Origin of the sequence: Variovorax sp. RCC_210, assembly GCF_041355175.1 — a bacterium.
In the GTDB taxonomy this organism is placed as follows: domain Bacteria; phylum Pseudomonadota; class Gammaproteobacteria; order Burkholderiales; family Burkholderiaceae_C; genus Variovorax.
Genome location: NZ_JBFUPJ010000009.1, coordinates 198,291 through 210,442, shown reverse-complemented (window position 1 = coordinate 210,442; position 12,152 = coordinate 198,291). Strand labels below are relative to the sequence as shown.

11 protein-coding genes are annotated in these 12,152 nt (G+C 63.8%); all 11 read right to left on the bottom strand.

From position 1 onward, the window contains the following. Nucleotide 1: 1 nt before the first annotated feature. Genes AB6807_RS24105 through nuoE form a run of 11 tightly spaced genes read right to left on the bottom strand, consistent with a single transcriptional unit; the run spans nucleotide 2 to nucleotide 12,143 of the window. A complete protein-coding gene (locus AB6807_RS24105; RefSeq protein WP_116913077.1) occupies nucleotides 2–307 on the bottom strand; it encodes a DUF2818 family protein in 306 nt (101 codons plus the stop codon). 24 nt (nucleotides 308–331) lie between these two features. Further along, nucleotides 332–1,819: an NADH-quinone oxidoreductase subunit NuoN gene (gene nuoN, locus AB6807_RS24100; protein ID WP_116913076.1), complete on the bottom strand. Its 1,488-nt coding sequence runs from the start codon at nucleotides 1,817–1,819 to the stop codon at nucleotides 332–334. A 24-nt stretch (nucleotides 1,820–1,843) separates the two neighbouring features. Next, nucleotides 1,844–3,322, bottom strand: a complete 1,479-nt coding sequence (locus AB6807_RS24095) for an NADH-quinone oxidoreductase subunit M (RefSeq protein ID WP_116913075.1) — start codon at nucleotides 3,320–3,322, stop codon at nucleotides 1,844–1,846. A 25-nt stretch (nucleotides 3,323–3,347) separates the two neighbouring features. After that, nucleotides 3,348–5,420 (bottom strand): NADH-quinone oxidoreductase subunit L, encoded by a 2,073-nt coding sequence (gene nuoL / locus AB6807_RS24090; RefSeq protein ID WP_371086519.1) that lies wholly within the window; start codon nucleotides 5,418–5,420, stop codon nucleotides 3,348–3,350. Nucleotides 5,421–5,427: 7 nt separating this feature from the next. After that, nucleotides 5,428–5,736: an NADH-quinone oxidoreductase subunit NuoK gene (gene nuoK / locus AB6807_RS24085; RefSeq protein WP_019653383.1), complete on the bottom strand. Its 309-nt coding sequence runs from the start codon at nucleotides 5,734–5,736 to the stop codon at nucleotides 5,428–5,430. Then, entirely contained in the window at nucleotides 5,733–6,392 is a 660-nt protein-coding gene (locus AB6807_RS24080) for an NADH-quinone oxidoreductase subunit J (RefSeq protein WP_371086518.1), read from the bottom strand. The genes nuoK and AB6807_RS24080 overlap by 4 nt, the downstream gene beginning before the upstream one ends. Before the next feature lie 37 nt (nucleotides 6,393–6,429). Further along, nucleotides 6,430–6,975 (bottom strand): NADH-quinone oxidoreductase subunit NuoI, encoded by a 546-nt coding sequence (gene nuoI / locus AB6807_RS24075; RefSeq protein ID WP_116913072.1) that lies wholly within the window; start codon nucleotides 6,973–6,975, stop codon nucleotides 6,430–6,432. Nucleotides 6,976–6,992: 17 nt separating this feature from the next. Further along, nucleotides 6,993–8,069, bottom strand: coding sequence for an NADH-quinone oxidoreductase subunit NuoH (nuoH, locus tag AB6807_RS24070; RefSeq protein WP_116913071.1), 1,077 nt, complete (start codon nucleotides 8,067–8,069; stop codon nucleotides 6,993–6,995). Then, nucleotides 8,066–10,228 (bottom strand): NADH-quinone oxidoreductase subunit NuoG, encoded by a 2,163-nt coding sequence (gene nuoG, locus AB6807_RS24065; protein ID WP_371086517.1) that lies wholly within the window; start codon nucleotides 10,226–10,228, stop codon nucleotides 8,066–8,068. The genes nuoH and nuoG overlap by 4 nt, the downstream gene beginning before the upstream one ends. 17 nt (nucleotides 10,229–10,245) lie before the next feature. Further along, a complete protein-coding gene (gene nuoF / locus AB6807_RS24060; protein WP_013542408.1) occupies nucleotides 10,246–11,586 on the bottom strand; it encodes an NADH-quinone oxidoreductase subunit NuoF in 1,341 nt (446 codons plus the stop codon). Next, nucleotides 11,586–12,143 (bottom strand): NAD(P)H-dependent oxidoreductase subunit E, encoded by a 558-nt coding sequence (gene nuoE, locus AB6807_RS24055; protein ID WP_116913068.1) that lies wholly within the window; start codon nucleotides 12,141–12,143, stop codon nucleotides 11,586–11,588. Before nuoE ends, nuoF begins: the two co-directional genes overlap by 1 nt. Nucleotides 12,144–12,152: the final 9 nt, after the last annotated feature.

The following is a 12,152-nucleotide window of genomic DNA, read 5'->3' as shown; positions in this document are numbered from 1 at the left end:
ATCAGTGCCTGTGCTTCATCAGGTAGCGCCAGGTGAACCCCGGAAAGGCCAGCACGATGAAGAGCGCGCCGGTCACCGCATAGAACTCCCAGCCCTGCGGGGCGATCTGCCCTGCCCTGCGCTCGAACAGCAGCCCGACAGCGCCAGCCAGAAAGTACAAGACCACCAGTTCGGCGAGGCGCACCGCGAGCGACTTGGGTTTCGTCGACAGCGGCACAACCCCGAACAGGCGGTCGTTGAAGAAAGGCAGGTTGGCGGCCACCAGGGCCACCAGCAGGACCACCCATACCGACGCGGTTTGCGACACCGTGAGTGAGCGAGCGTGGCGCCGTCAGTGGGCCAGCGTCGCCACGATGGCGTCGTAGCACAGCGTCATCAGGCCGCCGGGCACGATGCCCAGGATCAGGATCAGCGCGCCGTTGATCGTCAGCACCGCACGCACATCTCGCGGGGCCGACACGGTGGTGGCCGTGACGGGTGCGTCGAAGTACATCACCTTGACCACGCGCAGGTAGTAGAAGGCGCCGATCAGCGACATGATCACCGCGAACACGGCCAGGCCGATGTAGATGGCCTGGCCAGAGGCGATCAGTGCCTGCAGCACGGCCAGCTTCGCGTAGAAGCCCACCAGCGGCGGCAGGCCGGCCAGCGAGAACATGGCGATGGCCATCACGCCGGCGTACAGCGGGCTGCGCTGGTTCAGGCCGGCCAGGTCGGTGATCTCTTCGCTTTCGAAGCCTTCGCGCGCCAGCAGCAGGATGATGCCGAAGCTCGCCAGCGTCGTCAGCACGTAGGTCACGATGTAGAACATCGAGGCGCTGTAGGCGTACTGGGCGTTGTAGGTGCCTTGCTGGTCCGAACCGGCGACCAGGCCGAGGAGCATGAAGCCCATCTGCGAGATGGTCGAGTACGCCAGCATGCGCTTGAGGTTGCTCTGCGCGATGGCGGCCAGGTTGCCCACCAGCAGCGAGGCGATGGCCAGCACGGCCAGCATCTGTTGCCAGTCGATAGCCAGCGGCTGCAGCGCGTCGACCAGCAGGCGGATGATGATCGCGAAGGCGGCCAGCTCGGGCGCGGCGCCGATCAGCAGCGTGATCGCCGTCGGAGCGCCCTGGTACACGTCGGGCACCCACATGTGGAACGGCGCAGCGCCTACCTTGAATGCCAGGCCGGCGACGATGAACACCAGGCCGAACACCAGCACCTGGTGGTTCACCTTGCCGCTGGCAATGGCCTTGAACACCTCGTTCACGTCCAGCGAACCGGTCGCGCCGTACATCATCGACAGGCCGTAGAGCAGGAAGCCGCTGGCCATGGCGCCGAGCACGAAGTACTTCATGGCCGCTTCGCTGGCCACCGCGTTATCGCGGCGCAGCGCCACCAGCGCGTAGCTCGACAGCGTGAGCAGCTCCAGGCCCAGGTAGATCAACAGGAAGTTGCTGCCCGAGATCATCACGAACATGCCCAGCAACGCGAACATGCTCATGGTGAACATTTCGCCGCCGCGCAGCATGTCTCGGTCGGCCGCGTAGGGACGACCGTAGACCAGCGTGACCATCAGGGCGATGGTGGCGAAGCACTTGAGCCAGTTGCCCATCGGGTCGCTGACGACCATGCCGCCGAAACCGTAGGACGTCTTGCCGTTGAGGGCCGCGAGGCCCGACAGCACGCCCACCACGGCGAGCGTGAGCAGCGTCAGCACATAGGTGCGGGTGCGGCGATGGCTCGTGGTCGACAGGTCGACCAGCGCAATGATGCAGGTCATGACCAGCAACACGATTTCAGGGTAGATCGTGACCCAGCTGATTTTGTCAATCATCTCGTTCTCTTTTTCAGCGTGGAATCAGGAAGGCAACTTCGAAATCGCCACATGGCGCAGGAGCCCGCTCACCGAGGCGTCCATCGCATCGGTGAAAGGCTTCGGATACAGGCCCATCCACAGCACCGCGATGGCGAGCAGCGACAGCATCAGGAACTCGCGGGCGTTGATGTCCTTCAGTTCCTTGACATGGTCGTTGCCGACCGGGCCGAGGTACACGCGCTTGTACATCCACAGCGTGTAGGCCGCACCGAAGATCAATGCGGTGGCGGCGCCCAGGCCGACCCAGAAATTGGCCTTGACGGCACCCAGGATCACCATCCACTCGCCCACGAAACCGGCGGTGCCCGGCAGGCCGCAATTGGCCATGGCGAACAGCAGCGCGAACGCGGCGAACTTGGGCATGGTGTTGACCACACCGCCGTAGTCGGCGATCTGGCGCGAGTGCACGCGGTCGTACAGCACGCCGATGCCCAGGAACATCGCGCCCGAGACGAAGCCGTGGGCAATCATCTGCACGATGCCGCCGGACACGCCGAGCTCGTTGAAGATGAAGAAGCCCAGCGTTACGAAGCCCATGTGAGCCACCGACGAGTACGCCACCAGCTTCTTCATGTCCTGCTGCACCAGCGCCACCAGGCCCACGTAGATCACGGCGATCAGCGACAGCGCGATCATGAGCCAGGCCCACTCGTGCGACGCGTCGGGTGCGATGGGCATCGAGAAGCGCAGGAAACCGTAGGCACCCAGCTTCAGCATGATCGCGGCCAGCACGGCCGAGCCGCCGGTGGGCGCCTCGACGTGCACGTCGGGCAGCCAGGTGTGCACCGGCCACATCGGAACCTTCACCGCGAAGGCCGCGAAGAAGGCGAAGAACAGGAAGGTCTGCGCGGTCGACCCCAGCGGCAGCTTGTGCCACGCCAGGATGTCGAAGCTGCCGCCCGACTTGTTGTACAGGAAGATCAGCGCCACCAGCATCAGCAGCGAGCCGAGCAAGGTGTACAGGAAGAACTTGAACGCCGCGTAGATCTTGTTCGGGCCGCCCCAGATACCGATGATCAGGTACATCGGGATCAGCGTGGCTTCGAAGAACACGTAGAACAGGATGCCGTCGAGCGCGGAAAACACGCCGATCATGAAACCCGACAGGATCAGGAACGCGCCCATGTACTGGTTCACGCGCTCGGTGATCACTTCCCAGGCCGAGATCACGACGATGACCGTGATGAACGACGTCAGCAGCACCAGCCAGAGCGACATGCCGTCGATCCCGAGGTGGTAGTTGACGTTGAAGCGCGCGATCCAGCTCGTCTTCTCGACGAACTGCATGGCGTCGGTTCCGTTCTGGAAGCGCGTGAACAGCGGCACCGTGACCAGGAAGCTCACGATGGCACCGACCAGCGCGACCCAGCGGACGCCCCTGGCGTGCTCGTCACGGCCGAACGCCAGCAGCGCGGTACCGAATGCGATCGGCACCCAGATGGCAAGGCTCAACAAACCCATTTTTCTTTTTCTCCAGCGTTCAGGCTCAGCGTTTGAACCAGACGAAGTACGTCATCAGGATGAAGATGCCGAGCAGCATCGCGAAGGCGTAGTGATAGATGTAGCCCGACTGCATCCAGCGCACCACACCCGAAATACGGCCGACCAGCTTCCACGAACCATTGACCACGGCGCCGTCGATGATCGCCTGGTCGCCGCCCTTCCAGAGGCCGGTGCCGAGCGCACGCGTGCCGCGGGCGATGATGTTTTCGTTGATCCAGTCGAGGTAGTACTTGTTTTCCAGCAGGCGGTAGATCGGGCCGCAGGCACGCTTGATCGCGGCCGGCACGGCCGGGTTGATCATGTACATGTACCAGGACAGGACCACGCCGGCCAGCGCCAGCCAGAACGGTGCCGTCGTCAGGCCGTGGATGGCCATGGCCACCGGACCGTGGAAGCCCTCTTCCAGCTCCTTCATGGCGTGGTGCTTGGCACCGTCCACGAAGATCGCGTTCTTGAAGAACTCGCCGAACAGCATCGGCTCGATCGTCATGAAGCCGATCACCACCGAGGGAATTGCCAGCAGCACCAGCGGCAGCCAGACCACCCAGGGCGACTCGTGCGGCTTGTGGGCGTCATGGCCGTGGTCGCCGTGACCATGCGCGTCGTGCGCATCGTGACCATGCGCGTCGTGCGCATCGTGACCATGGTCGTCATGGTGCGCATCGGGATTCTGGTCGTAGCGTTCCTTGCCGTGGAAAACCAGGAAGTACATGCGGAACGAATAGAACGCCGTGATGAACACGCCGGCCAGCACTGCGTAGTACGCGAAGTTCGCGCCCCACAGGTGGCTTTCGTGCACCGCTTCGATGATGCTGTCCTTCGAGTAGAAGCCTGCGAAGAACGGCGTGCCGATCAGCGCGAGCGACCCCAGGAGAGACGTGATCCAGGTGATGGGCATGTACTTGCGCACGCCGCCCATCCAGCGGATGTCCTGGTTGTGGTGCATGCCGATGATGACCGAGCCGGCACCGAGGAACAGCAGCGCCTTGAAGAACGCGTGCGTCATCAGGTGGAACACCGCCACCGAGTAGGCCGAGGCACCGAGCGCCACCGTCATGTAGCCGAGCTGCGAGAGCGTCGAGTACGCGACCACGCGCTTGATGTCGTTCTGGATGATGCCCAGGAAGCCCATGAACAGCGCGGTGATGGCACCGATCACGAGGATGAAGCTCAGGGCCGTATCGCTCAGCTCGAACAGCGGCGACATGCGCGCCACCATGAAGATGCCGGCGGTCACCATCGTCGCCGCGTGAATCAGCGCGGAGATGGGGGTCGGGCCTTCCATCGAGTCGGGCAGCCACACGTGCAGCGGAAACTGCGCGCTCTTGCCCATCGCGCCGATGAACAGGCAGATGCAGATCACGGTGATCAGCATCCACTCCGTGCCCGGGAAGGTGATGCCGGCCAGCGTGCCCGCCTTGGCGAAGGCTTCGGTGTAGTTCAGCGTGCCTGCGTAGGCGGCGATCAGGCCGATGCCCAGGATGAAGCCGAAGTCGCCCACGCGGTTGACCAGGAAGGCCTTCATGTTCGCGAAGATCGCGGTCGGCTTGTTGAACCAGAAACCGATCAGCAGGTACGACACCAGGCCCACCGCTTCCCAGCCGAAGAACAGCTGGAGCATGTTGTTGCTCATGACGAGCATCAGCATCGAGAAGGTGAACAGCGAGATGTACGCGAAGAAACGGTTGTAGCCGTCGTCTTCTTCCATGTAGCCGATGGTGTAGATGTGGACCATCAGCGACACGAAGGTCACGACGCACATCATCATGGCGGTGAGGCCGTCGACCATGAAGCCGACTTCCATCTTCAGGCCGCCGACCACCATCCACTCATAGAGGGTGGCGTTGAAGCGGGCACCGTCGGCGACCACGCTCTTCAGCGTCATGGCCGAGATGATGAAGGCGACCAGCACGCCCAGGATGGTCAGCGAATGCGTGACCTTGCGGCCGATGTGATTGCCGCCGAACTTGGTGCCGAACAGGCCGGCGACAGCGGCGCCGACCAGGGGTGCCAGCGGCACGGCCAGCAAGGTGGATGCGGAAAGGGTTGCGCTCATGTTGCTTTCAACCCTTGAGCGAGTTGAGTTCGTCCACGTTGATGTTCGACTTGTTGCGGAACAGCAGAACCAGCAGCGCCAGCCCGATGGCCGACTCGGCCGCGGCCACCGTCAGGATGAAGAACACGAAGATCTGTCCGTGCATGTCGCCCAGGAAGTGGGAGAACGCCACGAAGTTCATGTTGACCGCCAGCAGCATCAGCTCGATGGCCATCAGCAGCACGATCAGGTTCTTGCGGTTCAGGAAGATGCCGATCACGGACAGCGCGAAGAGCATCGCGCCGAGCGAAAGAAAGTGTCCTAGCGTGAGCGTCATGCCTTGTTTTCCTTTGCAGCATCCGCAGCTGCAACTTCAGCCACAGGTTCGGCCGCACGCGTCGCCTGCATCTGCACGATGCGCACGCGGTCGCGCGCCTTCACGCGCACCTGGTCGGCCGGGTTGACGTACTTGCTGTCCTTGCGGGTGCGCAGCGTCAACGCGATGGCGGCCACGATGGCCACGAGCAGGATGACCGCGGCAATTTCCAGCGGGTAGAGGTATTCGGTGTACAGCAACTTGCCCAGTTCGAGCGTGTTGGATGCGTTGGCCGCCATCGGGCCCGAGGCGGCGCGAGGTGCTTCGCCCAGGCGGAAGCCGCCCATGAGCACGGCCGCCATTTCGAGTGCGATGAGCGCGCCCACCCCTGCCGCCAGCGGAAAGTGCTTCCAGAAGCCCTCTCGCAAGCCGTCGACGTTGATGTCCAGCATCATCACGACGAACAGGAACAGCACCATCACGGCACCGACATACACGAGCACGAGCGAGATCGCGAGGAACTCGGCGCGCAGCAGCAACCAGATGGCCGAGGCCTGGAAGAAGGCCAGCACCAGGTACAGCGCGGCGTACACGGGGTTGCGGGCGGTGATGACGCGGAAGGCTGCAAACAGCAGCACCGCGGCAAACAGATAGAACAGACCGGTCTTGACGTCCATGGAATTCGAATGGGTACGGGGTTCGGGCTGGTCGGGATCAGCGGTACTTGGCGTCGGCCGCCTTGTTCGCTGCAATTTCGTTTTCGTAGCGATCGCCCACCGCCAGGAGCATGTCCTTGGTGAAGTACAGGTCGCCACGCTTCTCGCCGTGGTACTCGAAGATGTGCGTCTCGACGATCGAGTCGACCGGGCAGCTTTCTTCGCAGAAGCCGCAGAAGATGCACTTGGTCAGGTCGATGTCGTAGCGCGTCGTGCGGCGCGAGCCGTCGTCGCGCACATCCGATTCGATGGTGATGGCCAGGGCCGGGCAAACGGCTTCGCAGAGCTTGCAGGCAATGCAGCGCTCTTCGCCGTTCTCATAGCGGCGCAGCGCATGCAGGCCACGAAAACGCGGCGACAGCGGCGTCTTCTCTTCGGGGAACTGCACCGTGATCTTGCGGGCGAAGGCGTACTTGCCGGTCACGGCCAGGCCCTTGAACAGCTCGAACAGCATGAAGCTGCTCAGGAAGTCCTTGAGCGAGAAAGGCGCGGAGGCGAGTTTGGAAGGGCGCGCGGACGCGCCGGCGGTATGCGCAGCAGACATGGTATTGGCGCTTCCTGTTATTTCCAGATGTTGAACGGCGTCTGCATCCAGCCACCGACCACGACCAGCCACACGAGGGTGACGGGAATGAAGATCTTCCAGCCCAGACGCATGATCTGGTCATAGCGGAAGCGCGGGAATGTCGAGCGGACCCACAGGAACATGGTGACCACGCAGAAGGTCTTGGCACCCAGCCAGATCCAGCCCGGAATGAAGCTCAGGAAGTCGAACGGCGGCAGCCATCCACCCAGGAACAGCACCACGGTGAGGATCGACACGAGCCACATGTTGGCGTACTCGGCCAGGAAGAACATCGCGAAGCTCATGCCTGAGTACTCGATCATGTGGCCGGCCACAATTTCAGACTCGCCTTCCACCACGTCGAACGGGTGGCGGTTGGTTTCGGCGAGGCCCGAGATGAAGTAGACGACGAAGATCGGCAGCAGCGGCAGCCAGTTCCACGACAGGAAGCCCACGCCCAGGTTGGCGAACATGCCCTTGCCCTGAACGTTCACGATCTCGCTCATGTTCAGGCTGCCGGTGACCATCAGCACCACGACGAAGCAGAAGCCCATCGCGATTTCGTAGCTCACCATCTGCGCCGAGGCGCGCAGCGCGCCCAGGAACGCGTACTTCGAGTTCGACGCCCAGCCGGCGATGATCACGCCGTACACCTCGAGCGAGGTGATGGCCATCACGAACAGCAGGCCGGCGTTGATGTTGGCCAGCGCCACATCAGGACCGAAGGGAATCACGGCCCATGCGGCCAGCGCCGGCATGATGGTCATGATGGGGCCGAGCAGGAACAGGCCCTTGTTGGCGACCGTCGGAAGAATGATTTCCTTGGTCATCAGCTTGAGCGCGTCCGCCATGGGCTGCAGCAGGCCCATGGGACCGATGCGGTTCGGGCCGATGCGGATCTGCGTGAAGCCGATCGCCTTGCGTTCCCACAGCGTGAGGTACGCCACGGCCAGCATCAGCGGGATCACGACGACGATGATCTTGATCAGCGTCCAGATCACGGGCCAGACCACTGCCGTCCACCAGCCTGCGGCAACCAGGCCCTGGCCGAAGCCATGAATAGCGTCGATCATGCCAATGCCTCCTCGGCACGGGCCGGTGCGGTCGATGCGTTGCGCGCATCGGCGGTCAGTTGCAGCGACGGTGCGCGGCGCACGATCGAGTCGAGCTGGTAGATGCTTGCGACCACGGGTGCAGCAGCCTCGCCGTTCGACGCGACAGCGCCGGCGGACGTGGCATTGCTCAGCGCATTCGCCGGCAGCGCGCCCTTGTCGCCGATGGTGGCGAGCACTTCGGCGGTCGATTCGAACGCGAAGCCCGGCAGGCCCAGCAGGTTGGCCAGCACGCGCAATACCTTCCACGCCGGACGCGTTTCGCCTTGCGGCTTCACGACGGCATGGAAACCTTGCAGGCGGCCTTCGGCATTGACGAAGGTGCCAGGGGTTTCGGTGAACGGAGCAATCGGGAGCAGCACATCGCTGAACGCGAGGTTGGCCTTGAAGGGGCTGAGCGTGACCACCATTTGCGCATTGCCGATGACATCGGCAGCGGCAACGCCGGCAGCCGAGTCGAACACCGGCTCGGTGTTCAGCAGCAGCACCGCCTTCAGGCCGGAGCCCGCGGCGAGCATGCGACCGGCATCGAGGCCGCCGTTCTTCGGGAACGCACCGACGAGCTGCGCGCCCACGGTGTTGGCGGCTTCGGTCAGGTAGCCGACGGTGGCGCCGGTCTGCGTGCCGATCCAGCTCGCCAGGGCCAGCAGGCTGGCGGCCTGGGCGTGGTGGGCGGCGGCGTTGCCGAGCAGCACGGCCTTGCGTTCGCCGCTCAGCAGCGACGCGGCGATGGCCTTGGCGGCATCGTCCGGCGTGTTCTTCGGTGCCAGCGGCGCGGCTGCGCCGTTGGTCTCGCCGATGGCGGCCGCCACGGCAGCCAGCGCCTCGACCCATTGGTCGGCTTCGACGATGGTCGATTGCGCCACGTCGATGGCCCACGCGTCGCGGTCGGACATCAGGCCGGCCGAGGTGATCACCGACAGCTTGGCGCCCTTGCGCACGGCCTGGCGGATGCGCTGTGCGAACAGCGGATGGTCCTTGCGCAGGTTGGAGCCGACGACCAGCGCGCGCTGCACTTGCGTGAGCGAAGCGATGGAAGTGCCGAGCCAGCGCACGCCTTCGAAGGCCGTGAATTCGGCGTTGCGCAGGCGGTAGTCGATGTTGTCGCTGCCGAGTTCACGCGTGAGCATGGCGGCGAGCTGCAGCTCTTCGAGCGTGCTATGCGGGCTGACCAGCGTGCCGATGCTTTGCGCGCCGTGGTCGGTCTTGATCTGGCGCAGGCCGTTGGCGACGTACTCGAGCGCCGTCTGCCAGTCGACCTGTTGCCATTGGCCGCCCTGCTTGAGCATGGGCTGCGTCAGGCGTTCCGGGCCGTTGAGCGCTTCGTACGAGAAGCGGTCGCGGTCGGCGATCCAGCATTCGTTGACGTCTTCGTTCTCCAGCGGCACCACGCGCATCACGCGGTTGTTCTTGACCTGGACGATCAGGTTGGCGCCGGTGGAATCGTGCGGGCTCACCGACTTGCGGCGCGACAGTTCCCACGTGCGGGCGCTGTAGCGGAACGGCTTGCTCGTGAGCGCGCCGACCGGGCAGATGTCGATCATGTTGCCCGAGAGTTCGGAGTCGACCGAGTCGCCCACGAAGGTCTCGATTTCGGAGTGCTCGCCGCGCTGGGTCATGCCGAGCTCCATCACGCCGGCCACTTCCTGGCCGAAGCGGACGCAGCGCGTGCAGTGAATGCAGCGGCTCATCTCTTCCATGCTGATCAGCGGGCCCACGTCCTTGTGGAACACGACGCGCTTTTCTTCTTCGTAGCGCGAAGAAGAGCCACCGTAGCCCACGGCCAGGTCCTGCAGCTGGCATTCGCCGCCCTGGTCGCAGATAGGGCAATCCAGCGGGTGGTTGATCAGGAGGAACTCCATGACCGACTGCTGCGCCTTGATGGCCTTCTCGCTCTTGGTGCGAACGATCATGCCCTGCGTGACGGGCGTGGCGCAGGCCGGCATCGGCTTGGGCGCTTTTTCCACGTCGACGAGGCACATGCGGCAGTTGGCCGCGATGCTCAGTTTCTTGTGATAGCAAAAGTGCGGAATGTACGTGCCCGCCTTGTCGGCCGCATGCATGATCATGCTGCCTTCGGTCACGTCGACCTTCTTGCCGTCGAGTTCGATTTCAACCATATGTGTGTTTCTCGCGCTCAGGCCTGGACCGGCGCTTTGGGAACGTAGCCCGGGATCAGGGCTTCGAACTCATGACGGAAGTGCTTGATCATGGCGCGCACCGGCATGGCCGCCGCGTCGCCGAGCGCGCAGATCGTGCGGCCCTGGATGTTGTCTGCCACGGAGTTCAGCAGGTCCATGTCGGTCGCCCTGCCCTGCCCGTTGTGGATGCGGTCCACCACGCGGTACAGCCAGCCCGTGCCTTCGCGGCAAGGGGTGCATTGGCCGCACGACTCGTGCATGTAGAAGTACGACAGGCGCTTGAGCGATTCGACCATCGAGCGGCTGTCGTCCATGACGATCACCGCGCCCGAGCCCAGCATGGAGCCGGCCTTGGCGATGGAGTCGTAGTCCATGGTGCAGGCCATCATGATGTCGGCCGGCAGCACGGGAGACGACGATCCGCCGGGAATCACGGCCTTCAGCGTGCGACCCTTGCGAACGCCGCCGCACAGCTCGAGCAGCTTGGAGAACGGCGTGCCCATGGGCACTTCGTAGTTGCCCGGCAACTCGACGTCGCCGCTCACCGAATAGATCTTGGTGCCGCCGTTGTTCGGCTTGCCGCATTCGAGGTACGCCGGGCCACCGTTGTTGATGATCCAGGGCACCGCCGCGAAGGTCTCGGTGTTGTTGATGGTGGTCGGCTTGCCGTACAGGCCGAAGCTGGCCGGGAACGGCGGCTTGAAGCGCGGCTGGCCCTTCTTGCCTTCGAGCGATTCGAGCAGCGCGGTTTCTTCGCCGCAGATGTACGCACCGAAACCGTGGGCCGCGTGCAACTGGAAGTTGTACGTGCTGCCCATGATCTTGTCGCCGAGGTAACCCGCGGCGCGCGCTTCTTCGAGGGCTTCCTCGAAACGGTCGTAGCTCTGGAAGATCTCGCCGTGGATGTAGTTGTAGCCCACGCTGATGCCCATCGCATACGCGGCGATGGCCATGCCTTCGATCACGATGTGCGGGTTGAACTGCAGGATGTCGCGGTCCTTGCACGTGCCCGGCTCGCCTTCGTCCGAATTGCAGACGAGGTACTTCTGGCCCGGGAACTGGCGGGGCATGAAGCTCCACTTCAGGCCGGTCGGGAAGCCCGCGCCGCCACGCCCGCGCAGGCCTGAGGCCTTCACTTCGGCGATCACCTGGTCGGGCGTGAGGCCCTCGGTGAGGATCTTGCGCAGCGCTTTGTAGCCACCGCGCGCTTCGTAGTCGGCCAGGCGCCAGTTGGTGCCGTTCAGGCCCGCGTAGATCTGCGGCTCGATGTGACGGTCATGGAAACAGGTCTGAACACCCGTTGCCTGGAACTGCTGGAGAACTTGTTCGGGCGACATCAGGAAGCCTCCCCTTTGGTGGCGGGCGTGGCACCGCGCAGGCCGTCGACGAGCTGGTCGAGCTTCTCGTTGCTCATGAAGCTGCACATGGTGCGATCGTTCACCAGCATCACGGGCGAGTCGGCGCACGCACCCAGGCACTCGCTCTGCTGCAGCGTGAACAGGCCGTCGGCCGTCGTTTCGCCCATCTTGATGCCGAGCTTCTTCTCGAGGTGCACGAGAGCGGTCACGCCGTCGCGCAGCTGGCAAGGCAGGTTGGTGCACACGTTGAGCTTGAACTTGCCCACCGGGTGCTGGTTGTACATGTTGTAGAAGGTCGTCACTTCATGCACGGCGATGGGCGCCATGCCGAGGTAGTCGGCAATCTCGCGCTCGCGCTGCAGGCTGACGTAGCCCTCGTCCTGCTGGACGATCGACAGGCAGGCCATCACTGCGGATTGCTTGCCTGCCTCGGGGTACTTGGCCACCTCGCGCGCAAAGCGCTCGAGGATCGCAGGTTGCAGAGGGGAAGAAGGCGCCGAGGGCGCCGTTTCATGGTGGGTCGAGGAAGTCGTCATTCGCTCTTT